The sequence below is a fragment of the Nicoliella sp. ESL1149 genome, from assembly GCF_058107265.1.
On record NZ_JBYLUE010000002.1, the window covers coordinates 1,034,871 to 1,057,894 of the forward strand.

The window sequence follows — 23,024 nt, forward strand, 5'->3', positions numbered from 1 at the left end:
ATTTAAAACAGAAGAAGGGAGGGATTAACATGACGAATGCAACCCGAAAACCTAAAATTGTTGTGATTGGTGGTGGAACAGGTTTACCAGTTATTTTAAAACAATTACGAGATCAAACAGTTGATGTAACTGCAGTGGTGACCGTCGCAGATGATGGTGGATCATCGGGGATTTTAAGAAATGATATTAAATTGGTACCCCCTGGTGATTTAAGAAATGCGATTGATGCGTTATCAACAGATGATGAATTAAGTAAACAGTTGTTTCAATATCGTTTTCACAGGGATGATCATTTTTTAGGTGGTCATACGGTTGGAAATTTATTAATCGCGGCTTTATCTGAAATGAAGGGCGGAATTAATAATGCAGTTCAAACCCTCTCTCAAATAATGCATATCAAGGGGCATGTTTATCCTTCTTGTGATAAGTTAATTACGCTGCATGCCCGATTTACTGATGGAACTGAAGTGGCTGGTGAAACTGAAATCACTAACACTTTAAAACCAATCATTAAAGAATGGGTAACTCGTGATGATAAACAGGGAGATCCAACTGCAGTTCCTGAAGTGATTGATGCCATTATGAATGCAGACCAAATTGTAATGGGGCCAGGAAGTTTATTTACTAGTATATTACCGAACCTATTGATTCCAGATTTAGGAACGGCGGTTTTGAAGTCGCCAGCTCCCGTTATATATATATGTAATATTATGACGCAATATGGAGAAACTGAACATTTCAGTGATGCAGACCACGTTAGGGCATTGAACCATAATTTGGGACATCAATTTATTGATACTGTGTTGGTTAATTCAAGACCAGTGCCTAATGATTATATTAATGAAAATGAGTTTGATGAATCATCACATCAAGTAACTCATGACGAAAAAGGTCTTGCTGAACAACATTGTAAATCAATTCAGGGGGATTTCTTACGATTGGTTAATCATGGCGCTTATCATAATGGACAAGCCGTTGTGGAGCAATTATTAAAATTACTTCATTGATTATTAAAATGAAGTGGAGGAATTTAGATTGTCTTACGCTAGTCACGTTAAAAAGGAACTAACAACTCTAAACGTTCATCGGGACAATGCCAAAGCAGAATTAATGGCATTGATTAGAATGAATGGCTCACTGACGATTGTTGATCATTCTTTTAACTTGAATGTTCAAACCGAAAATCCTGCAATTGCACGGCGAATTTATCTTTTGCTTCTTCAATTTTATGATGTGGAAAGTAACGTTGTTGTTCGAAAACGAATGAAACTAAAAAAGAATAACTTGTATGTTGTAAGAGTTAATAGTGATGTTTCTGCAGTTTTAAAAGATTTAGGGATTCTAGAAAATTATCAGTTGGTAGAACGAGTTCCTAAAGAATTGTTACAGTCCGATGCTCAAGTTCGTTCATATTTACGTGGCGCTTTTTTAGCTGGCGGATCTGTTAATAATCCTGAAAAATCACGTTATCATTTAGAGATTTATTCCCAATATGAAGATCACAATGAAATGATTGCTGAAATGATGAATCATTATAATTTAAATGCTCGAATGACTGAACGAAGAAATGGATACATCACCTATTTAAAGGGTGCTGAACAAATTGCTGACTTCTTGCAGTTAATTGGGGCAACTAATTCAATGTTACAATTTGAGGATATTAGGATTATGCGTGATATGCGTAACTCGGTTAATCGTTTAGTTAATTGTGAAAATGCAAATATGAATAAAGTTGCTAATGCAGCGACCAAGCAGATTGCTAATATTAAATTGATTAGTGATACAGTTGGGCTAGATCATTTACCTGAAAAATTAAAGGAAGTTGCTGAAGTTCGAATTCAAAATCCAGAAGTTAGTTTAAAAGAATTAGGAACAATGTTACCTAGTGGTTCCATTTCAAAATCTGGAATTAATCATCGGCTTCGAAAAATTAATGAATTTGCTGAAGAATTAAAAGATGAAAAAGTTGAATAGTTAATTTAGATACAAAAAGAGCCATCGGATTTAATCCGATGGCTCTTTTATTTTTTTAAGATTATTTCTTCGTATTACGAGGATCATCTTTGTTAGTCATAATACCATCAAGTAATCCATATTTAACAGCTTCTTCAGCAGTTAAGTAGTTATCACGATCAGTATCACGATTGATTTTAGCAACTGTTTGACCAGAATTTTCAGCTAAAATCTTATTTAACATCTTACGGGCACTTAAGATGGATTCAGCGGCGATTTCAATATCACTTTGCTTTCCTTGAGCACCACCAGAAGGTTGGTGAATCATAACTTGAGCATGTGGTAAAGCAAAACGCTTCCCCTTAGTACCTGAAGAGCAGAGAACACTTGCCATTGAAGCAGCCATTCCCATTACGATGGTTTGAACATCTGATTTAACAAATTTCATTGTATCGTAAATTGCCATTCCAGAAGTAATGACACCACCTGGAGAATTAATGTATAAGTAAATATCTTTATCGGAATCTTGAGCATCTAAGAATAATAATTGAGCGATGATCGAGTTTGCCATGTTATCTTCGATTGGACCAGAAAGCATAATGATACGATCCTTTAATAATCGAGAATAAATATCGTAAGCTCTTTCGCCACCACCTGATTTTTCAATCACTGTTGGGATTAAGTTCATAAATAATTCCCTCCTTAAATAATTATCTAAATTAACAACCTTAATTTTAAATGATTGGTCAATTAAGGTCAAAACATTTGCCTAAAAATAAAGACTCATTTAATAAAATGAGTCTTTAATGCGCCTGGGGGGAATCGAACCCTCATCTCAAGAACCGGAATCTTACGTGCGATCCATTACACTACAGGCGCAAAATAATTAATAAATCTGGTTTAAAACACTTATCTAATATATCTTAAATTGAACTTTTTTTCAAGCTGAAATAACTTTGTAAGTTTTAAGCACAACAGTTGCAAATGAAAAAATTGACTGATAAAATTAGTCTTGTAATGAAGTTGCTGGGTAATTTGAAGTTATTTATAAGTAGAACTTCATTGCTGACATACTATTTCAAAAGTGGTAGAATACTAACGTACTGCTTTTAAATAATATAAAAATATTATTCCCTAAGGAGGAAATACAGTATGACAGTAAAGATTGGTATTAATGGTTTCGGCCGTATTGGTCGTTTAGCTTTCAGACGTATTAAGCAATTAAACTCAAAGGATATTGAAGTTGTAGCTATCAATGATTTAACTACTCCTGCAATGTTAGCATACTTATTGAAGTATGATTCTACACATGGCAAGTATCCTGGTGAAGTTTCTTCTACTGACAACGGTATCGTTGTTGATGGTAAGGAATACCCTGTATACGCTGAACCAGATGCTTCAAAGATTCCATGGGTTAAGAATGATGGCGTTGACTTCGTTCTTGAATGTACTGGATTCTACACTTCAAAAGAAAAGTCAGAAGCTCATATCAAGGCCGGTGTAAAGCGTGTCTTAGTTTCAGCACCTGCTGGTAATGATGTTAAGACTGTTGTTCCTAACGTTAACTTGGACACTCTTGACCATGATGACGTTATCGTTTCCGCTGGTTCATGTACCACTAGTTGTTTAGCACCTATGGCTTACTGGATCAACGAAAAGTACGGTATTAAGGTCGGTAGTATGGTTACTGCCCACTCATACACTGCTACTCAAGCAACTCTTGATGGTCCTGTAAGCAAGAAGGTTCAAAACAACCGTGCTGCTGCTATCAATATTATTCCTCACTCTTCTGGTGCTGCTAAGGCTATTGGTTTAGTTGTTCCTGAATTAAACGGTAAGTTAACTGGTTACGCTTTACGTGTACCTACTCCAGATGGTTCAGTAACTCAATTAGACTTTGTTCCTAAGACTAAGATCGATGCTGAAGAATTAAACGATTACTTAAGAAGCAAAGAAAACGATGCCTTTGGTTACACCGATGATGAAGTTGTATCAACTGATATCCGTGACGATACTCATGGTTCATTATTAGAAACTGCCTTCACTAAGGTTATTTCTGGTGATGATGACGAACAAATCGTTCGTGTATTAGCATGGTACGATAATGAATACGGATTCACATGTAACATGGTTCGTACTTTATTACACTTCGCTAAACTATAAAATAAAGTTTAAACAAACAGAAAAAAGATGGGTTTCTTTCCCATCTTTTTTTGTATCATAATTACTGATATGCAAGGTGTATGCTTTGAGAAATAATGCTAAATGTTGTATATTAGTATTGTATTCAAAACAAAAACTTAAGGGGGATTCTAAATTGGCTAAATTAACTATTTCTGATTTAGATTTAAAAGATAAAAAAGTTTTAATGCGTGTCGACTTTAATGTCCCAATTAAAGACGGCGTAATTGGTGATGACAACCGTATCGTGGCTGCATTACCTTCAATCAAGTATGTAATTGAACATGATGGTAAAGCCATCTTGTTCTCACACTTAGGTCGTGTTAAGACCGAAGATGATAAGAAAGAACTTTCACTTCGTCCAGTTGCTGAACGTCTTTCAAATCTTCTTAACAAGCCTGTTACTTTTGTTCCTACGAACGAAGGAAAACAATTTGAAGACGCTATTAACAACATGAGTGATGGCGAAGTATTATTAGCTGAAAACACTCGTTTCCAAGATGTTATTGATGGCAAATACGTTAAACGTGAATCCGGTAACGATCCTAAATTAGGTGAATACTGGGCTTCATTAGGTGATGTATTTATTAATGATGCTTTCGGTACTGCTCATCGTTCCCACGCTTCTAATGTCGGTATTGCTACTGCCATGGAAAAAGCTGGTAAGCCTGCCGCTGCTGGTTTCTTAATGGTTAAGGAAATCAAGTACTTAGGTAATGCTGTTGATAATCCTAAACGTCCATTCGTTGCTATCTTAGGTGGTGCCAAAGTTTCTGATAAGATTGGTGTTATTGACCACTTATTAGGTAAAGCTGATAAGATTATCATTGGTGGTGGAATGACTTATACATTCTACGCTGCTAAGGGTATCAAGATTGGAAACTCTCTTGTTGAAAAAGACAAGATCGATGTTGCTAAGGAAATCTTAGCAAAGGGTGGCGACAAGATCGTCTTACCTGTTGATAACGTATGTGCACCTAAGTTCGATAACGATGCTAAGTCAGAAGTTGTCGAAGGTGACATTCCTGATGGTGAAATGGCCTTAGATATTGGCCCTAAGTCAATTGCTGAATTTGAAAACGTTCTTAAGACTGCTAAGACAGTTGTATGGAATGGACCTATGGGTGTGTTCGAATTAAGCAACTTTGCTAAGGGTACCCTTTCAATTGGTCGTTACCTTGGTGAATTAACTGATGCTACTACCATTGTTGGTGGTGGTGATTCAACTGCTGCTGTTAAGAAGCTTGGTGTTGCTGATAAGTTAAGCCATGTTTCTACTGGTGGTGGAGCTTCACTTCAATATCTTGAAGGAAACGTATTACCTGGTATTGCTTCATTAAGCGACAAGTAATCCTTACAAATTAGATAAGAAATTGCCAATGATTAATTTCATTGGCTTTTTTGTTTTCCAAAGGTTTTGGTTTATAGTAAAATGGTAATATTAGTCCTGAAGGAAAGGATGACTTAAATTGCCAAAAAGAACGCCAATTATTGCTGCTAATTGGAAAATGAACATGACACCTAAAGATGTGGCACCTTATGTAAAAGATTTAACTACTAATTTACCAAATAAATTGGACCGAGAAGTTGTAATTGCTGCCTCACCTCTTTTCTTGGAGCAATTAGTCCAGTTAACGGAGGGGTCTTGCGTCGATGTTGCTGCAGAAGATTGTTATTTTAAAGACTCTGGAGCATATACAGGAGCGATTAGCCCCAAATGTTTATCTCAAATTGGAATTAGATATGTTCTAGCTGGTCATTCAGAACGGAAAATGTACTTTCATGAAACAGATGAAACATTAAATAAAAAGGTTCATGCAATTTTAAGAAACAAAATGACACCAATCGTTTGTTGTGATGAAACTTTAATTCGTTCACAAGTTAGTCACAAGGGTGAATGGGTCGTTAGTCCAGTTATTAGTGCTTTAAAGGGAATCTCCATTAAAGAAGCTGAACATATTGTGATGGCTTATGAACCTACATGGGCGATTGGAACTGGAGAAAGTGCTAGTGCGGATGAGGCTGAAGAAGGATGCCGATTAATTAGAGCAACCATTAGTCATTTATACTCTCAAGAAATTGCTGAACGTGTGAGGGTTCTTTATGGTGGTAGTGTTTCTGATGATAACGTAAATGATTTAATGAATCAGCCTGATATCGATGGAGTTTTAGTTGGAACAGCTAGTTTAAATCCCAACAGTTTTTTAAAACTAATTAATTATTGATAAAAATATGGGTGGTTTATGCTGTATGTATTGGTTTTAAAATTAAAAAATGGTATTATAAAATAGTATTAATAAATGGGTAGTGGACGGATCCATACATAATCACTTATGATTATAAACTTCCGTTTAGGAAGACCGTTCAAGATACGTTAACCTTGATTCCTAAGGTAACAACTTTATATTAAGGAGAGAATCATATGTCAATTATTTCCGATATTTATGCTCGCGAAGTCTTAGACTCTCGTGGTAACCCAACTGTTGAAGTTGAACTTTATACTGAAGCCGGCGCATTTGGCCGTGGAATCGTACCTTCTGGTGCATCTACTGGTGAACACGAAGCTGTCGAACTACGTGATGGTGACAAGAACCGTTACATGGGTAAAGGTGTTACTAAAGCTGTTGACAATGTTAACAACATTATTGCTAAAGAAATTGTTGGTTACGATGTAACTGATCAAATGGCAATTGATAAAGCAATGATTAAACTTGACGGTACTCCAAACAAGGGTAAGTTAGGTGCAAACGCTATTTTAGGTGTTTCCTTAGCTGCTGCTCGTGCCGCTGCTGACGAATTAGGTGTTCCATTATACAACTACATTGGTGGTTTCTACGGTCACGTATTACCAACTCCAATGATGAACGTTATCAATGGTGGAAAGCATGCTAACAACAAGGTTGATTTCCAAGAATTTATGATCATGCCTGTTGGTGCCAAGTCTGTTAAACAAGCTATTCGTATGGGTTCAGAAACATTCCATAACTTAAAGAACATCCTTAACGAACGTGGATACTCCACTGCCGTTGGTGATGAAGGTGGATTTGCTCCTGACTTAAAGAACAATGAAGAACCATTTGAAATTTTAATTGAAGCGATCAAACGTGCTGGTTACAAGCCAGGTAAGGATATTTCTATTGCCTTTGACTGTGCTTCATCTGAATTCTACGATCCAGAAACTAAGAAGTACAACTTAAAGGGTGACGGCAAGTCATACACTGCTAGTGAATTCGTTAAGTTACTTGAAAGCTTAGTAGACAAGTACCCAATCGTTTCAATCGAAGATCCTTTGGATGAAAACGAATGGGATGACTGGAAAGAAGCTACTGCTGAATTAGGTAAGAAAGTACAACTTGTTGGTGATGACTTGTTCGTTACTAACCCTAAGTTCTTAGCTAAGGGTATCAAGATGGGTGTTGCTAACTCAATCTTAATCAAGCTTAACCAAATCGGTACTTTAACTGAAACTGTTGAAGCTGTTGAAGAAGCTAAAGAAGCAGGTTACACTGCTATTGTTTCTCACCGTTCTGGTGAAACTGAAGATACCACTATTGCTGATTTAGTTGTTGCATTGAACGCTGGTCAAATTAAGACTGGTTCAATGAGTCGTGGTGAAAGAATTGCTAAGTACAATCAATTAATGAGAATTGAAGATCAACTTGGTGATGTTGCTCAATACAAGGGTATTCATTCATTCTACAACTTATCAGACCAAGCTCGTGAAAACATCATGAACAAGTAATTTAATTTTTACGGTTCTGAAAAGGGGCGAATCATTTGATTCGTCTTTTTTTGTACATATGTAAAGGATGGGTTGATTTTGCGACGTGAGAAAGTTTTAATTATTTTGAATGGAATAATGGCTGGACTGATGACAGGGGTCGTAGTTAGTAGTTTTCGCTTGATTATTAGTTGGATTTTAAAGGGAATGGTGATGTTATACTCCATTGCACAGCATAATTCATTGGTGTTATGTTTGATTTTATTTATTAATTTATCAATTGCCTTCATCGTTAGTAAATTAATGAAACAAGAAAAAAATATTAACGGATCTGGAATTCCACAAGTTGAAGGCCAATTAATGCAAAAAATGAATTATCGCTTTTGGCCAGTATTATGGCGAAAATTTATTGGGGGAAGTTTAGCGATTGGAAGTGGTTTGTTTCTTGGTCGGGAAGGACCTTCAATTCAATTAGGCTCAACAACTGCCCAAGCTGTTTCAGCCTTATTTCATCATAACGAAAGCCAAGAACGATTGTTGATTGCTGGGGGAGCAGCAGCTGGTTTGGCTGCCGCTTTCAATGCTCCAATTGCTAGTACATTTTTTGTTTTAGAAGAAATTTATCATCGTTTTGAAACCAAAACGATTTTTATCACGCTTTCAGCAGCATTAAGTGCTAATTTTATTTCAACGGTTATTTTTGGTCAAGTTCCCGTATTGCATATTTTATTACCGCATGCTTTGCCACTTTCTCAATATCCTCACTTAATTCTTCTTGGAATTGGGCTTGGATTATTAGGTCGCCTTTATCAATTTGTTACTTTGAATGTTGGTGATTGGTATCAACGTTATTGCTCCTTTTTAGGGCATTATAAGTTGGTATTACCATTACTTTTAATCATTCCAATTGGAATGTGGCTTCCCCAAACCTTAGGGGGCGGAAATGGTTTAATCATTTCAGTAGCAAATACAATTCCTGGATTATCGTTGTTATTATGTTACTTTTTGATTCGATTCGTATTTTCAGCTCTTTCTTATGGAACGGGAACGCCAGGTGGAATCTTCTTACCAATTTTGACGTTAGGAGCATTGATTGGTGGATTGTACGGCCAAATAATGGTAACGATTGGTTGGTTACCAAAAATGTTTGTAATTAATTTGATCGTATTTGCAATGGCTGGGTATTTTGGTTGCATTAGTAAATCACCATTCACGGCAATTTTGTTGATTACTGAGATGGTTGGAACGATAGAACATTTAATGCCAATGGCAATCGTGACATTGGTAGCATATTTAACCGTTGATTTCTTAAACGGACGTCCTATTTATTTAGTAATGATGGAAAAACTGTTAGTTAAAACACCAATTTCATCACATAATCAATAGTTGGATAAATCATGTTACTTATGCTAAAATAATCATATAGATTTCAGCCTTTATTAGCTATTTAGGAGGCATAATTGTGTATAACTTTTTAATGTTATTGTTAATAATCGACAGTATTTTAATTACGATTGCTGTCTTAATGCAACCGGCAAAAACAGATGATGCAATGTCATCATTGACCGGTGGTGCTGATGATTTATTTAAAGGTTCAAAGCCACGTGGGTTTGATGCATTCATGCAAAAAACAACGATGGTGTTAGGAGTATTCTTCTTTGCCATTGCGATGGCATTAGTTTGGATCTCATCTCATTAAAAATTCATTCCTCCGCTCTCATAACGGGGGAATTTTTTTATAAACGGGAATAACTGCAAGAAATGAATTTAATGTTAAAATATAACTATTGAATAAAATAAAGATTGACGAGGAATAAAGTTGGAAGATAAAAATTTAAAAACAGAAGTTGAAGGCGTTTTAAAACAATATCCAGATAGCCCGCTTACAGTTGAAGAAATTGCCGATGTTTTAGGGTATCACGGTTCAAATGCATTTACTCTAATCGTTCAAGAATTGGCTAAATTGGAACGAGAAGGAGTTGCAATCGTGACGGATGAAAGTAAGTTCCGTTTGCATCCTAACAAGGTTCAATTACAAGGGACATTTCATGCTAACCCTAAAGGATTTGGTTTTATTGATTACGATGAAACTGCCCCAGATGCATTTATTGCTCCTGATTACACTTTGAACGCAATGAATGGTGATACAGTTGAATTTAAGGTGATTGGACCTTCTCAGAGTGCTGATAAGGGTCCACAAGGTAAAATCACTAAGATTATTGAACATAACTATACCCAAGTTGTTGGGGAGTTCGAAAAAACTGGTGATGATCAGGGTTACTATGGTCAAATTAAATTAAAAGATAAAAAATTAACTGGGAAACAATTTTACGTTACCGATGTTGGCTTGAAACCAACGCCGGGTGAAGTCGTTACCGCAGAAATTACTGAGTATCCAAATGAAGAACATCCTGATGCGATGGTCGGAATTGCGAAGGAAGTTATCGGAAGTGTTGATGATCCAGGAATTGATATTCTTCAGATCGTCTATGCTCATGATATTCCAGCCCAATTTCCAGAAGATGTAATGCAAGAAGCAGATGCAATTCCTGATCACGTTTTAGATGAAGAATTAAAAGGGCGTGAAGACGTTACTGATCAAAATTTAGTAACGATTGATGGTGAAGAATCTAAGGATTTAGATGATGCCGTTACTGCCTGGAAGTTACCAAATGGGAACTATCATTTAGGAGTGCATATTGCTGATGTTAGTCATTATGTTAAGCAGGGAAGTTCTTTAGACAAGGAAGCTTATCGTCGAGGAACCTCTGTTTACTTAACTGATCGAGTAATCCCAATGTTACCTAGACGATTATCGAACGGGATTTGTTCCTTAAATGAGGGTGAACTTCGACTTTGTATGAGTTGTGAAATGGAAATTAATCCCCAAGGTCATATTATTAAACATCGGATTCATCCTAGTTTCATGCGTTCTAAAGCTCGAATGACTTATACTGCCGTTAACAACATTTTGGAATCTCATGATAAAAAAACGATGGATGAATATAAAGAATTAGTTCCCATGTTTGAAACAATGGGCGAATTACACAAGATTCTTTACAAGCATCGTAAACGACGTGGAGCAATCGACTTTGATGATAATGAAGCAAAGATTATCGTTGATAAAACTGGGCACCCAATTGATATTCAATTGAGAGTTCGGGGATTAGCTGAACGAATGATTGAATCATTTATGTTAGCAGCTAATGAAACAGTTGCTAAACATTACTTTGATAAGCATGTCCCATTCTTATATCGGGTTCACGAAACACCTGATGCTGATCGAGTAAAGAAATTCTTTGAATTCTTAACGGCATTTGGAATTGATGTTAAGGGTGATCCTAGTAAATTGAAGCCTAAGATGCTTCAAGGAGTTTTGAAAAAGGTTGCTGGGAAACCGGAAGAAGCAGTCGTTTCCGTTATGTTACTACGGAGTTTAAAGCAGGCTCGTTATGCTGATCAATCCCTTGGTCACTTTGGTTTAGCTGCTGAATTCTATACCCACTTTACGTCACCAATTCGACGTTATCCAGATACTATGGTTCACAGAATGATTCATTACTACGAAGACCATGGAATTAATAAAGAAAGTAAAGCTAAATTTGGTGGAATCCTTGAAGAAATTGGGACCCATACTTCTAAGTGTGAACGTCGTGCAATTGATGCTGAACGGGATACTGATTCCATGAAGAAAGCTGAATACATGGCTGATCATATTGGTGAAGAATACGATGCAACGGTTAGTTCTGTAATGAAGTTTGGAATGTTCATTGAATTACCAAATACGGTTGAGGGACTTGTTCATATTAGTCGGATGAAAGATGATTATTATGAATATGTTGAAAAATACCTGGCTTTAGTAGGACAAAGAACTCATCGGACTTATCGAATTGGTCAATCTGTGCGGGTTAAAGTTGTGGGGGCTAGTGCTGCGCAAAGTGAAGTTGATTTTGAAATTGTAAATCCCCAAGATGCACCTAAGAGTCGGTTATTACCAGATCATCCACGACATAATAATAATCGTCGTGGTGGTAGGAATGGTAATAAGGGTCGGAATGGAAATCGAAACACGAACCGAAACCATGGGCACCGTAATAATGGCAATCATAGCCACAGTACTAATAATAATAATCGTAATCACGGTCATTCTAATTCAAACTCTAAACGTTAATTGGAGGTGTGTTGATTTATGGCTAAAAAGAAAACGAAACCAAATAACGATAATTTAATGGCTCAAAATCGTAAAGCTCGTCATGACTATACGATTGAAGATACCATGGAAGCAGGAATGGTTCTTAAAGGAACTGAAATTAAGTCGATTCGTGCCCGCCGAGTGAATTTAAAAGATGGCTTCGTTCAAATTCGAAATAATGAGGCTTACATGGAAAATGTTCACATTAGTGAATATGCCGAAGGAAATCAGTTCAATCATGATCCATTAAGAAATCGGAAGTTGTTATTACACAAGAAACAAATTCGCCGACTTGCTGAGGCAACTCAGACTAAAGGGGTTACAATCGTACCTCTTAAGATTTATCTTAAAAATGGATTTGCAAAGGTTTTAATTGGGATTGCCAGAGGTAAACATCAATATGACAAGCGTGAAACATTAAAACGTCGTGATCAACAACGTCAAGTTGAGCGAGTTATGAAACACTTCTAAAAAGCGATCCTGATTAATTCAGAATCGTTTTTTAGAACTTTAAATTAAAAGAAGGTTTAGTGATGAAACAGTTCATTCATAATGATTGGTGGGACGTTTTAAAGCCAGAATTTGAAAAAGCTTACTATCAACAATTACGTGTTTTTTTGGTTGAAGAATATAACCATTATCAAATTCATCCAGCAATGGATCATATTTTTGAAGCTTTTCAATTGACTCCATTTAATAAAGTGAAGGTAGTAATTTTAGGACAAGATCCTTATCATGAACCAAATCAAGCACAAGGATTAAGCTTTTCAGTTCGTCCAGGCGTCAGAATTCCACCTTCTTTACGTAATATTTATAAGGAGCTTCAGTCAGATGTGGGAGCAACACCGGTGAATCATGGTAGTTTGGTTACTTGGGCTCAACAAGGAGTATTATTGTTGAATTCTGTACTAACCGTTCGAAATGGCGCTGCTAATTCACATAAGGGAAAGGGATGGGAACAGTTAACAGACGCTGCTATCCATGCTTTATCTGAACGTTCAGAACCAGTAGTATTTATTTTATGGGGACGCCAAGCCAGAAATAAAATTAGCTTAATTGATACTAACACTAATGTTGTTATACAATCAGCACATCCCAGTCCATTATCTGCTTATCATGGTTTTTTTGGTTCGCGACCATTTTCTAAAACTAATGAAGCACTAAAAGCAATGGGTGAAGAACCAATAAATTGGCAATTACCAGCGCATGCGCCTACAATAAATGAGTGAAAATATAATTGAAAAGGGGTATTTAAAATGGATTTATTCGAAACTTTAAAGGAACAAGTTAAGGGTCATGGATTAAAAATTGTTTTTCCAGAAGGTACCGATGAAAGAGTATTGACTGCTGCAATTAAACTATCCCAAGACGAAATTGTGCATCCCATTGTTCTGGGCCCTAGTAAAGATATTAAACAATTAGCAAACAAGATTTCAATGCCACTAGAAAAAATTCAACTAATTGATCCAGCGACTTATCCTGACGATAAGAAAAAAGAAATGATTGATTCATTGGTTGAACGTCGTCATGGTAAAACAGACGAAGCAACTGCTGCCAAGTGGATTAATGATCCTAATTACTTTGGGACGATGTTGGTTTACATGGGATTAGCAGATGGGTTAGTTTCAGGAGCTGCCCATCCAACTGGTGACACGGTTCGTCCTGCTTTACAAATCATTAAAACTAAACCAGGAATTAATTTAGTTAGTGGTTGTTTTATCATGCAAAAAGGTGATCAACGTTACATTTTTGCAGATTGTGCAATTAACATTGAACTCGATGCTGCGGGAATGGCGGATGTCGCTATCAGTAGTGCTGAAACTGCTGAACTATTTGGAATTGAACCAAACGTTGCTATGCTAAGCTTTTCTACTAAGGGCTCAGCAAAGGGACCAATGGTTGAAAAGGTTCAAAAGGCAACGGAATTAGTTCGTGAAAAAGAACCTAATTTAAATGTAGATGGAGAATTACAATTTGATGCCGCGTTTGTTGCTAGTGTAGCAGCTAAAAAAGCACCTGAATCTACTGTTGCTGGTAAGGCTAATGTCTTTATTTTCCCAGAATTACAATCAGGGAATATTGGTTACAAGATTGCTCAAAGATTAGGTGGCTTTACAGCTGTTGGTCCAATTCTTCAAGGAATGAATAAACCTATTTCTGACCTTTCACGTGGTTGTAATGCAGATGATGTTTACAAAGTAACATTGATCAATGCAATCCAAGCTTTAAGAGATGCTGAGGATAAGGACTAATGATAACAAGACAAGTAACTGATCCTGAAGAAACAATGCAGATTGGTGAAAAATTAGCCACTTTTTTAAGACCAAAGGATGTTTTACTTCTTGATGGTGACTTAGGAGCAGGAAAGACTACTTTTACGAAGGGGCTCGCAAAGGGGCTTGGGATTAAAAGAAACGTCAAAAGTCCAACTTTTACGATTATTCGTGAGTATCAAAGTGGTCGTCTGCCCTTATATCACATGGATGCTTATCGACTCGATGATGGTAGTGGTGATGAACTCGGTCTTGATGAATATTTCAATGGTGATGGAGTTTCTGTTATTGAATGGTCCCAATTTGTTGCTGATGTCTTACCCAAAGATTATTTAAAAATCGATTTTAGACGTGATGATCAACGGGGGGATTCTTATCGAACCTTAAGTTTTGAAGGTCATGGAGAGCGTTTTAGTAAAATCGTTAAAGAATTGTTTGGTGATAGTAATGACTGATGAAGAAATCAGTTTCCAATTAGCTGAACCACGTGATGCACGCGGGGTTCTAAAATTAATGAAGCAATTGGTCAAGGAGTCAGATACGTTTACGGTCGATCCTGAATTAGGTTCACTAACTGTTGAACAGGAACGTCGGCAAATCATGTTGATCAATCAAACACGTGGAAATGTGATTTTATTAGCTAAATTAGGAGCAGAATTTATCGGTGTTGTGACCGTTCAAAGAATCAATGATAGTAGCCTAGGTGAATTAGGAGTTGCTGTTAAAAAAGAATTTTGGAACAACGGATTAGGAACGATCCTAGTTCAAGAGGCTCTTGATTGGGGAAAAAATTATAGTAATTTATCCCAAATTGTATTGACCGTTGAAAATAAAAATGTTTCAGCAATTCATGTTTATCATAAATGTGGTTTTGTCGATAATCGACGGAAAAGAATTATCAATGTCGATGGAAGCGCTCATTCTACAACAGAAATGTTGTATAAACTAAATAAAAACGATTAGGAGAATTGATTTTATCCTAATCGTTTTTTTAGACTAATCGAACAAATGGCTTAATTAATTCGTCACCAAATTTTTCATTTTCTTTAATTAAAATATTTGCACAAGCACGGCTGTCATCTAAGGCGTTATGGTGATGATGAAGGTCGACCCCTAAATAGTCACTAACAGTATTAAGTTTATAATTCGGTAATGAATCAAGTAATTCGCGACTAGTTTGAAGAGTATCTAGTGTTAAATAATGAGGGATAGGAAGATGGTATCGTTCTAATGATTTTTTTAAAACACTGTTATCAAAACGATTATTGTGTGCAACAACAAGTTGATTCTTTGTAAATAATGGTTTTATATGTTCCCAAACTTCAGGAAAAGTAGGAGATTCAACTACATCATCTTCATGAATGCCATGGACATTAACATTTCTCCAGAAAAATGGCACTTCAGGATTGATTAATGTATACAATTCATTTTTGATTTCATTATCCCGAACAATAGTTAATGCTAGTGAACAAGCACTTGCTCGTTTACTAGCTGCGGTTTCAAAATCAATTGCAGTAAAATTCATATTTTAAATTCCTTCCAAAATTCTTGTTACTTGTTACTATATTATCCAAGTAAAAAAGTAAAACGTGTTAAAATAATTATATAATAAAATGAACGAGGATGAACATTATGACGAATGATTTTATGACGCTAACGAAGGGAATAAACGTTAAACAGGACCAATCCCTTAATCAATACACCTACACTAAAACAGGTGGTAAAGCAGACTACTTGGCTTTTCCTGAATCTGCGGAAGAGGTCAGTAAGCTAGTTATTAGCGCCAATAAATTGAATTTACCTGTGATTGCATTAGGGAACGCTAGTAACTTAATCGTTAGTGATTTAGGCATCCGAGGTTTAGTTATTATGTTAACGAATCTAAAGCAAATTAAGGTTCAAGCTAATCAAATTACTGCTGATTCTGGGTTAGCCATCATTGATGTCGCTATTGCAGCTCAAAAGCATCAATTAACTGGAATTGAATTTGCGGCTGGAATTCCCGGAAGTGTTGGTGGTGCGATTTATATGAATGCCGGTGCTTACGGTGGTCAAACTGCTGATACAGTGTTAAGTGTCAAAATCGTTGATGAAGCAGGAACAATTAAAACGCTTGATCAAAACGAACTTGAGTTTGCTTATCGGCACAGTATCGTTCAAGAACATCGTTGGATCGTTATTTCAGCAACATTTGAATTGCAACCAGGGAATGCTAACCAAATTCAACAAAAAATGGATCATGTTAATGCTCAACGAATGTCAAAACAACCACTTGATTTTCCATCATGTGGAAGTGTTTTTAAACGCCCCGCTGGTCATTTTGCAGGGAAATTGATTCATGATGCAAATCTTCAAGGATATCGAAGTGGGGACGCGCAAGTATCTCTAAAGCACGCCGGATTCATTGTTAATTTAGGGCATGCAACTGCTCAAGATTATTTAAATGTGATTCACCATGTTCAAGAAGAGGTTTATAAAGATAGTCACGTTCATTTAGAAACAGAGGTTCGTTTTATTGGTCAAAAACAATCATAATAAAGAAAGGTTGAGAAGATGAGCGTCCTTTTAACAATTTTTGCGTTAGTGGTATCATTACTGACTTCTGATGTTATTAGTCGGTTACTACCAAGAGTTCCAGGGAGTTTAATCCAAATTTTAATGGGGTTAGTATTAGCCCTGTTCACTAATTTACAGGTTAATTTAGATCAAGAGTGGTTCCTGTTACTTTTTATTGCTCCATTGTTATTTAATGATGGTAAACGATTCCCAAAACAAGAATTGTGGGAGTTAAAACGTCCCATTTTTGAAAATGCAATTTTCTTGGTATTTATTACCATGTTCGTTGGGGGATTTTTGATTCATCTCTTGATTCCAGGAATGCCATTATCAGTTAGTTTTGCTTTAGCAGCAATCTTATCACCAACTGACCCAGTGGCCGTTCAATCAATTGCTAGTCGTTGTAATTTACCTAGTAATATTCTTCACTTAGTTAGTGGAGAAAGTTTGATTAACGATGCCAGTGGGCTAATTGGGTTTAAATATGCAGTTGCAGCTGCTGTATCTGGTCAATTTGTTTTAGGACCAGCGATTAAAGATTTCTTTTATATTAGTATTGTCGGATTAATTGCTGGGGCAATTTTGGTTTATATTTTCCTATCATTGCGAAAAATATTTTATCGATTAAATATGAAAGGTGTTGCTTTTAACACCGTTTTACAAATTATTGCACCGTTTTTAATTTACTTTTTAACTGAGCATTTTTTCCATGCTTCTGGAGTTATCGCAGTCGTTACTGCTGGAATAATCTATCACTTAAGAAATCATGCTTCAGATGTTTTGGAACCTGAAGTGACGCTAGTAACTGAAAAATCATGGGATGTTATTATTTACGTTTTAAATGGAATCATTTTTCTTCTATTAGGATATTCATTACCAAAAGCAACGTCCTCGATCATTAAAGAGATCAGTTTTCATGCCTTGGAGCCTATTTTTTATGCGATCATTACTTGGGTCATTTTATTCGTCATTCGTTTTCTTTGGATTTTATTCTATCAACGTTTTGGATCTCATGCCCAATTTTCAAAAAAGAATTTAAAAATCGATTTATTATCAGCATTTTCAGGAGTCCGAGGTGCAATCACGATGGTAGGAGTCCTTTCATTACCGTATACTACTCATGATGGGAGTCCATTTCCGTTAAGAGATTTAGTACTTTTTATTGCATCATTCGTGATCATTTGGAGTCTATTAGCGGCAATTGTTGCGATTCCACACTTAACTGATAATCCAATTGATTCTAACGATAATGAGGAGCAATATTCTTTTAATACGGCTTATTATTATGTTATTCAAAAAGTAATTCGTGAGTTACAAAGTGCAACATTATCAGAAGATGAAGTTAGTGTTAATTGGGTGATTTGGCATTATCAAATTCTGTTACATCGATTAAATGATCAATTAGAGGATGATTATTGGGTCAATAACCAATTTACGCTACAAAGGATTGCTTTAGATAGTGAGCGAAAAGAAGTTCAAAGGATGTTTCGCCAAAAAGAAATTTCTCGAGATGTTGCAGTTATTTTATCTCGAATCATTGATAAACGAGAAGCAGATGATTTAGCATTAGAGGGACGCAGTGATGGTAGAATTGATGCGTTGATTCGCTTTAAAAATGAATTGTGGGGGTTCCTTAATTCTGTGAAACATTGGTTGTTCGATCAAGAAGAACGTGAGTCAGCAATTCAAGAATTAAAGCATGGTGAAATTCAAATTTATAAAACAGCGATTAATTCAATTCAAGAATATTTAGAACGTGATGACATTAGTCAAAAAGATTTTGATGCTGATTCAGTTACCATGATTTTATTTTATTATCGATCTAGGGTTCAATTATTAGAGAGTGATGATAGTAGTCAGAATATGGATCATGACTATTATCGAGTTCAAATTAAATCTTTTGGGATGCAACGACGAAATATTCAGGATATGTTAGAATCAAATCAAATCAATTGGCAGGTTGCAAATCAACTTCGTCAAAAAATTAATTATCTTGAAACCAACATTATGAATAATGAATAAAAAGGATGTCACAATTATTTTGTGACATCCTTTTTGGAAGCTCGTGTTAAGTATATTAACCAGTAACAAGCGAATTGAACCATGATCATAATTACCACAAAGCTCATCATTTGTGGAGTCCACATCCTTAAAAGTGGATTGATAAAGAGACGCGGACTTAAAAATAGATAGATGGTATGAAGTCTTAAGAAACGACCGATAAAAATTCCAATTGCATTTAGGATTGTTATGATGATAATCATAAAGTAGCGAAATCCAATGCCATTTAGATGAACTTTCTGACAAACTGTATTAATAACTTGAAACATTGTTTGAAAACCAATCCAAGCACATGTTAAAGCACTAGTTAATAACATAAAAAAATTAGCCCACATGTTGATTGACCCACGAAGTAATCCAGTCGTTTGGTTGTAAGGATTTAATAATGATAGATGAAATAGATCTGTCAAAATATATGCGGCGTTTGGATAAAATAAAAGCCAAGCTATCAAGAATGGCCAAATTAACCAACTATCTTTAATAACATGATGATTGATTTGGAAGCTTAATTCAATGGGAATATAAGCTAAAAACGTATTTAATAATAGAAAGTGTAGAGGACCCAATTGAATCCACGGCGAATAACAAATGATGAACCAAATTATAAAGAAAATTCGAATTTGCCATTTTTTAGATGTTGTCAATCCAATCCCTCTCTCAAATAAAAATTAATTATCCTAATTTTAATCTAAAATAGAACTTTTTACCACCATTGCGAAATATCGAATCATTCTTATTCGTGATATAATAAAAAAGAATGAGTATTGGAGGAAGATATGATGAATTTTGATTGGGGAAACTTGTTTACCCTCGGCCATTTAAGTAGTTTATTAGATGTATTAGTTGTTTGGTTCATTACCTATGAACTAATTATTCTACTCAAAGGGACCAAAGCAGTTCAGCTTTTTCGTGGAATTATTTTAATCATTATCATCAAAATCGTCAGTTATTATCTTGGTTTAACGGCCGTATCTTGGTTGATGGATCAATTCATCAACTGGGGATTTATTGCGATTATTGTGATTTTTCAACCAGAAATTCGCCGTGGACTTGAACATTTAGGTCGTGGATCTTTAAGTTTGCATGCTAATAATGCTGACTTAGAAACAGAGTCAATGATCAAAGAAATAGATAAAGCAATTCAATATATGTCTAAACGGCGAATTGGAGCATTAATGACAATTCAAATGGAGACGGGATTAGAAGATTATATTGAAACTGGGATAAAAATCGATGCTCATATTTCAGGAGCACTATTGATAAATACTTTTATTCCTAACACTCCTTTACATGATGGTGCGGTAATTATTCGAAATAATCGATTAGCAGTCGCAGCAGCCTATTTACCATTATCCCAAAGTAACTTAATTCCTAAAGAATTAGGAACGCGGCATCGAGCAGCTGTAGGCATTTCAGAGGTTACTGATGCATTAACGATTGTTATCTCTGAAGAAACCGGTGAAGTATCGATCACCAAGAATAATGAATTGTTACGTGGGTTGACTCAAAAAGACTATTTAAAGTTCTTACGCGATCAATTACTTAGTAAAAAGACAGTGCGAAATAATATCTTTATGTCGATTGGGAATTGGATGGATAAACTATTCAAGAAACGAAAGGATGGAAATGATGAAAAGTAAATCATTTTTTAAATCCAAATTGTTTTTGTCGATATTATCATTAGTATTTGCACTTTTATTAGTGTCTTATGTTAATCAGGATAAATTGACACGAACGATTCAAAATAGTAGTCCTAAAACTAGTCAGTTAACTTCCAATAAAAGAGATCATGTTTCATCACCGCTTCAATTGAATGTTAATAATACTAAGTATTTTGTAACTGGATATCCTGATAAGGTAAATGTTCAACTAAGTGGACCTTCTGCATTAGTTACAACAACCGTTAATACCCAAAATTTTCGAACCTATGTTGATTTAACTCATTTAGGAGTTGGCCATCATCGGATTAGTATCAAAGAGACGGGAATTAATTCAGCTTTAAAATATAAAATCAGTCCCAGCTATATTAATGTAAATATTCAACCCCGGAGAACGAAGAGTTTTCCGGTTGATGTGAAATATGATAAAAGTTCAATTGCTGCTGGGTATAAGGCTGGAACAGCTACGCCTACCGATCAACGTGTAAAAGCAACTGGTGCTTTGCAAGATATTAATAAGATTACAAAAATTGTTGCTCGATTGAACTTACCTAGTGATGCGAAGAAAACGGTTAATTATCAAACGATTTTAGAAGCATTAGATTCTAAGGGTCGGACCGTAAACGTTATTTTAACGCCTGCAACGACAACGGTTAATTTACCAATTAGTAGTGATAATGGGAAAACAGTTCCATTAAAATTAGTTTCGACTAATAAAAATAGTGGAAAGACCTATAAACTTTCTTCTGATACAAAAGAAGTTCGTGTCTTTGGAAGTAAGAAACAATTAACTGATATTAATAAAGCGGTTTTAAATGTTGATGTTAGTTCAATTAAAAGCGAGACAACAAAGACATTAAAATTAGATGAAAATACTAATAAAGTTAGTGGCTTTAATCAAAATAAAGTAAAAGTACACATTAAAGTAAATAAATAAATTAGAATAGAGGAAAAATAATGAAATATTTTGGAACTGATGGAGTTCGTGGTGTTGCAAACAAGGAATTGACTCCTGAATTAGCTTTTCGTTGTGGTCGTGCTGGTGGGTACGTTTTAACAAAACATGCCGAAGATGGTAAACAACCCCAAGTACTAGTTGCACGTGACACCAGAATTTCTGGCCAAATGTTAGAAGAAGCGATTGTTGCTGGTCTTTTATCAGTTGGAATTGAAGTTCTTAAATTAGGAGTCGTAACTACACCGGGAGTTGCTTACTTGGTTAGGACCCAAGGTGCTGCTGCGGGAGTCATGATTACTGCTTCCCATAATCCAGCTGAATATAATGGGATCAAATTCTTTGGAAGTGATGGATACAAATTATCTGATGAAATGGAAGAAGAAATTGAAGCTATTTTGGAAGAACCTAAAGATACATTACCTCGCCCATCCGCTAAGGGATTAGGAGTTGTTGACGCTTTCCCTGAGGGAAGTCAAAAGTATCTTCATTTCTTAGGACAAACCATTCCAGATGACGTTAGTGGAATGCACATCTGTGTTGATGCAGCCAATGGAGCTACTAGTAATTTAGTATCTCAACTATATGCTGATTTAGGAATTAACTTTGAAACGATGGCAACCCAACCAAATGGAATTAACATTAATGATCATGTTGGAGCGGTTCATCCAGAACAACTTCAAAAGATGGTCGTTGAAAAGGGCGCTCAAGTTGGATTTGCATTTGATGGGGATGCTGATCGTTGTATTGCTGTTGATGAAAAGGGAAACATTGTTAATGGTGATAAGATCATGTTCATTTGTGGAAAGTTCATGTCTGAACATGGGCGTTTGAAACAAGATACGATTGTTACCACTGTTATGAGCAATCTTGGAATGTATAAAGCGATGGAAGCTAACCACATTAATGGAAAACAAACTAAGGTTGGGGATCGTTATGTGGTTGAGGAAATGAACCGTGGAGGTTATAACCTTGGTGGTGAACAATCTGGCCACGTTGTTTTCTTAGATTTCAACACTACTGGTGATGGAATGTTGACTAGTTTACAAGTTCTTCATGTTATGAAGGAAACTGGTAAGCCATTATCAGAATTGGCTGGTGAAATGAAGACGTATCCTCAATCATTGATCAATGTTAAGGTTAACGACAAGAAAACAGCTTTAGAGAATAAGTCAATTCAAGATGCCATTCATGAAGTTGAAACGAAAATGAACAATAACGGTCGTGTTTTAGTACGACCTAGCGGAACAGAACCATTAATTCGGGTAATGACTGAAGCTACGACTCAAGATGATGCTGATAAGTTTGCAAAAGAGATTGCTGATGTTGTTGAAACAGAATGTGGGATTAAATAATTTTAAGATTTAAAGGTAAAACCAATTTAATTGGCTTTACCTTTTTTCTTTGTTATAAAAGGATTATAATATGTATACCAATTTAGCTGATATTAATTGACAATCGGCCAAAAACCCTG

At 35.7% G+C, this 23,024-nt stretch carries 22 protein-coding genes and 1 tRNA gene; 19 read left to right on the forward strand and 4 right to left on the reverse strand.

The genetic code is table 11. The features are described 5' to 3' along the window. Window positions 1–29: 29 nt before the first annotated feature. On the forward strand, window positions 30–1,007 hold the full coding sequence (locus AC3B6G_RS04995; protein WP_489849303.1) for a gluconeogenesis factor YvcK family protein: 978 nt from the start codon (window positions 30–32) through the stop codon (window positions 1,005–1,007). A gap of 28 nt (window positions 1,008–1,035) precedes the next feature. After that, window positions 1,036–1,974 carry a DNA-binding protein WhiA gene (gene whiA / locus AC3B6G_RS05000; RefSeq protein ID WP_489849304.1) on the forward strand — a complete coding sequence of 313 codons (939 nt, stop codon included), beginning with the start codon at window positions 1,036–1,038 and terminating at the stop codon, window positions 1,972–1,974. A 61-nt stretch (window positions 1,975–2,035) separates the two neighbouring features. Here the strand turns inward: whiA and AC3B6G_RS05005 are convergent, their stop codons facing one another. Together AC3B6G_RS05005 and AC3B6G_RS05010 are read right to left on the reverse strand one after the other, a co-directional pair. Beyond that, window positions 2,036–2,641 carry an ATP-dependent Clp protease proteolytic subunit gene (locus AC3B6G_RS05005; RefSeq protein ID WP_489849305.1) on the reverse strand — a complete coding sequence of 202 codons (606 nt, stop codon included), beginning with the start codon at window positions 2,639–2,641 and terminating at the stop codon, window positions 2,036–2,038. A 119-nt stretch (window positions 2,642–2,760) separates the two neighbouring features. Beyond that, window positions 2,761–2,832: transfer RNA gene (locus AC3B6G_RS05010), tRNA-Arg, on the reverse strand. Window positions 2,833–3,105: 273 nt separating this feature from the next. On the opposite strand from AC3B6G_RS05010, the gene gap reads away from it, so the two are divergent. The 12 genes from gap to AC3B6G_RS05070 all read left to right on the forward strand — a co-directional run bounded on the left by gap (window position 3,106) and on the right by AC3B6G_RS05070 (window position 15,283). Next, a complete protein-coding gene (gap, locus tag AC3B6G_RS05015; protein WP_489849306.1) occupies window positions 3,106–4,116 on the forward strand; it encodes a type I glyceraldehyde-3-phosphate dehydrogenase in 1,011 nt (336 codons plus the stop codon). A gap of 154 nt (window positions 4,117–4,270) precedes the next feature. Continuing rightward, entirely contained in the window at window positions 4,271–5,485 is a 1,215-nt protein-coding gene (locus AC3B6G_RS05020) for a phosphoglycerate kinase (RefSeq protein ID WP_489849307.1), read from the forward strand. 118 nt (window positions 5,486–5,603) lie between these two features. Further along, window positions 5,604–6,359 carry a triose-phosphate isomerase gene (gene tpiA, locus AC3B6G_RS05025; RefSeq protein ID WP_489849308.1) on the forward strand — a complete coding sequence of 252 codons (756 nt, stop codon included), beginning with the start codon at window positions 5,604–5,606 and terminating at the stop codon, window positions 6,357–6,359. Between the two features lie 197 nt (window positions 6,360–6,556). Further along, window positions 6,557–7,876 carry a phosphopyruvate hydratase gene (eno, locus tag AC3B6G_RS05030; protein WP_489849309.1) on the forward strand — a complete coding sequence of 440 codons (1,320 nt, stop codon included), beginning with the start codon at window positions 6,557–6,559 and terminating at the stop codon, window positions 7,874–7,876. A gap of 78 nt (window positions 7,877–7,954) precedes the next feature. Further along, window positions 7,955–9,241 (forward strand): ClC family H(+)/Cl(-) exchange transporter, encoded by a 1,287-nt coding sequence (locus AC3B6G_RS05035; protein WP_489849310.1) that lies wholly within the window; start codon window positions 7,955–7,957, stop codon window positions 9,239–9,241. A 76-nt stretch (window positions 9,242–9,317) separates the two neighbouring features. Next, window positions 9,318–9,554 (forward strand): preprotein translocase subunit SecG, encoded by a 237-nt coding sequence (gene secG / locus AC3B6G_RS05040; RefSeq protein ID WP_489849311.1) that lies wholly within the window; start codon window positions 9,318–9,320, stop codon window positions 9,552–9,554. A 120-nt stretch (window positions 9,555–9,674) separates the two neighbouring features. After that, window positions 9,675–12,026 (forward strand): ribonuclease R, encoded by a 2,352-nt coding sequence (gene rnr / locus AC3B6G_RS05045; protein ID WP_489849312.1) that lies wholly within the window; start codon window positions 9,675–9,677, stop codon window positions 12,024–12,026. A gap of 18 nt (window positions 12,027–12,044) precedes the next feature. Continuing rightward, window positions 12,045–12,518 (forward strand): SsrA-binding protein SmpB, encoded by a 474-nt coding sequence (smpB, locus tag AC3B6G_RS05050; protein ID WP_489849313.1) that lies wholly within the window; start codon window positions 12,045–12,047, stop codon window positions 12,516–12,518. Between the two features lie 62 nt (window positions 12,519–12,580). Beyond that, window positions 12,581–13,276, forward strand: coding sequence for a uracil-DNA glycosylase (locus tag AC3B6G_RS05055; RefSeq protein ID WP_489849314.1), 696 nt, complete (start codon window positions 12,581–12,583; stop codon window positions 13,274–13,276). 27 nt (window positions 13,277–13,303) lie between these two features. Then, on the forward strand, window positions 13,304–14,299 hold the full coding sequence (pta, locus tag AC3B6G_RS05060) for a phosphate acetyltransferase (protein ID WP_489849315.1): 996 nt from the start codon (window positions 13,304–13,306) through the stop codon (window positions 14,297–14,299). Further along, on the forward strand, window positions 14,299–14,775 hold the full coding sequence (gene tsaE, locus AC3B6G_RS05065) for a tRNA (adenosine(37)-N6)-threonylcarbamoyltransferase complex ATPase subunit type 1 TsaE (protein WP_489849316.1): 477 nt from the start codon (window positions 14,299–14,301) through the stop codon (window positions 14,773–14,775). Before pta ends, tsaE begins: the two co-directional genes overlap by 1 nt. Then, complete coding sequence (locus AC3B6G_RS05070) at window positions 14,768–15,283, forward strand: GNAT family N-acetyltransferase (protein WP_489849317.1); 516 nt, start codon at window positions 14,768–14,770, stop codon at window positions 15,281–15,283. The genes tsaE and AC3B6G_RS05070 overlap by 8 nt, the downstream gene beginning before the upstream one ends. Window positions 15,284–15,311: 28 nt before the next feature. Here AC3B6G_RS05070 and AC3B6G_RS05075 read toward each other — a convergent pair whose 3' ends face one another. Next, entirely contained in the window at window positions 15,312–15,845 is a 534-nt protein-coding gene (locus AC3B6G_RS05075; RefSeq protein WP_489849318.1) for a 3'-5' exonuclease, read from the reverse strand. Between the two features lie 107 nt (window positions 15,846–15,952). Between AC3B6G_RS05075 and murB the strand changes: the two genes are divergently transcribed. Next, a complete protein-coding gene (gene murB / locus AC3B6G_RS05080; RefSeq protein ID WP_489849319.1) occupies window positions 15,953–16,855 on the forward strand; it encodes a UDP-N-acetylmuramate dehydrogenase in 903 nt (300 codons plus the stop codon). An 18-nt stretch (window positions 16,856–16,873) separates the two neighbouring features. After that, complete coding sequence (locus AC3B6G_RS05085) at window positions 16,874–18,898, forward strand: Na+/H+ antiporter (RefSeq protein WP_489849320.1); 2,025 nt, start codon at window positions 16,874–16,876, stop codon at window positions 18,896–18,898. A gap of 14 nt (window positions 18,899–18,912) precedes the next feature. On the opposite strand, the gene AC3B6G_RS05090 is transcribed toward AC3B6G_RS05085, so the two are convergent. Beyond that, window positions 18,913–19,581, reverse strand: a complete 669-nt coding sequence (locus tag AC3B6G_RS05090) for a DUF1361 domain-containing protein (protein WP_489849321.1) — start codon at window positions 19,579–19,581, stop codon at window positions 18,913–18,915. Between the two features lie 135 nt (window positions 19,582–19,716). Between AC3B6G_RS05090 and cdaA the strand changes: the two genes are divergently transcribed. From cdaA to glmM, 3 genes are read left to right on the forward strand one after another with little or no spacing between them, the layout of a single operon-like run. Further along, a complete protein-coding gene (cdaA, locus tag AC3B6G_RS05095; protein ID WP_489849322.1) occupies window positions 19,717–20,577 on the forward strand; it encodes a diadenylate cyclase CdaA in 861 nt (286 codons plus the stop codon). Then, window positions 20,567–21,532, forward strand: coding sequence for a CdaR family protein (locus tag AC3B6G_RS05100; RefSeq protein ID WP_489849323.1), 966 nt, complete (start codon window positions 20,567–20,569; stop codon window positions 21,530–21,532). Before cdaA ends, AC3B6G_RS05100 begins: the two co-directional genes overlap by 11 nt. Before the next feature lie 20 nt (window positions 21,533–21,552). After that, window positions 21,553–22,905 (forward strand): phosphoglucosamine mutase, encoded by a 1,353-nt coding sequence (gene glmM, locus AC3B6G_RS05105; protein WP_489849324.1) that lies wholly within the window; start codon window positions 21,553–21,555, stop codon window positions 22,903–22,905. Window positions 22,906–23,024 lie beyond the last annotated feature (119 nt).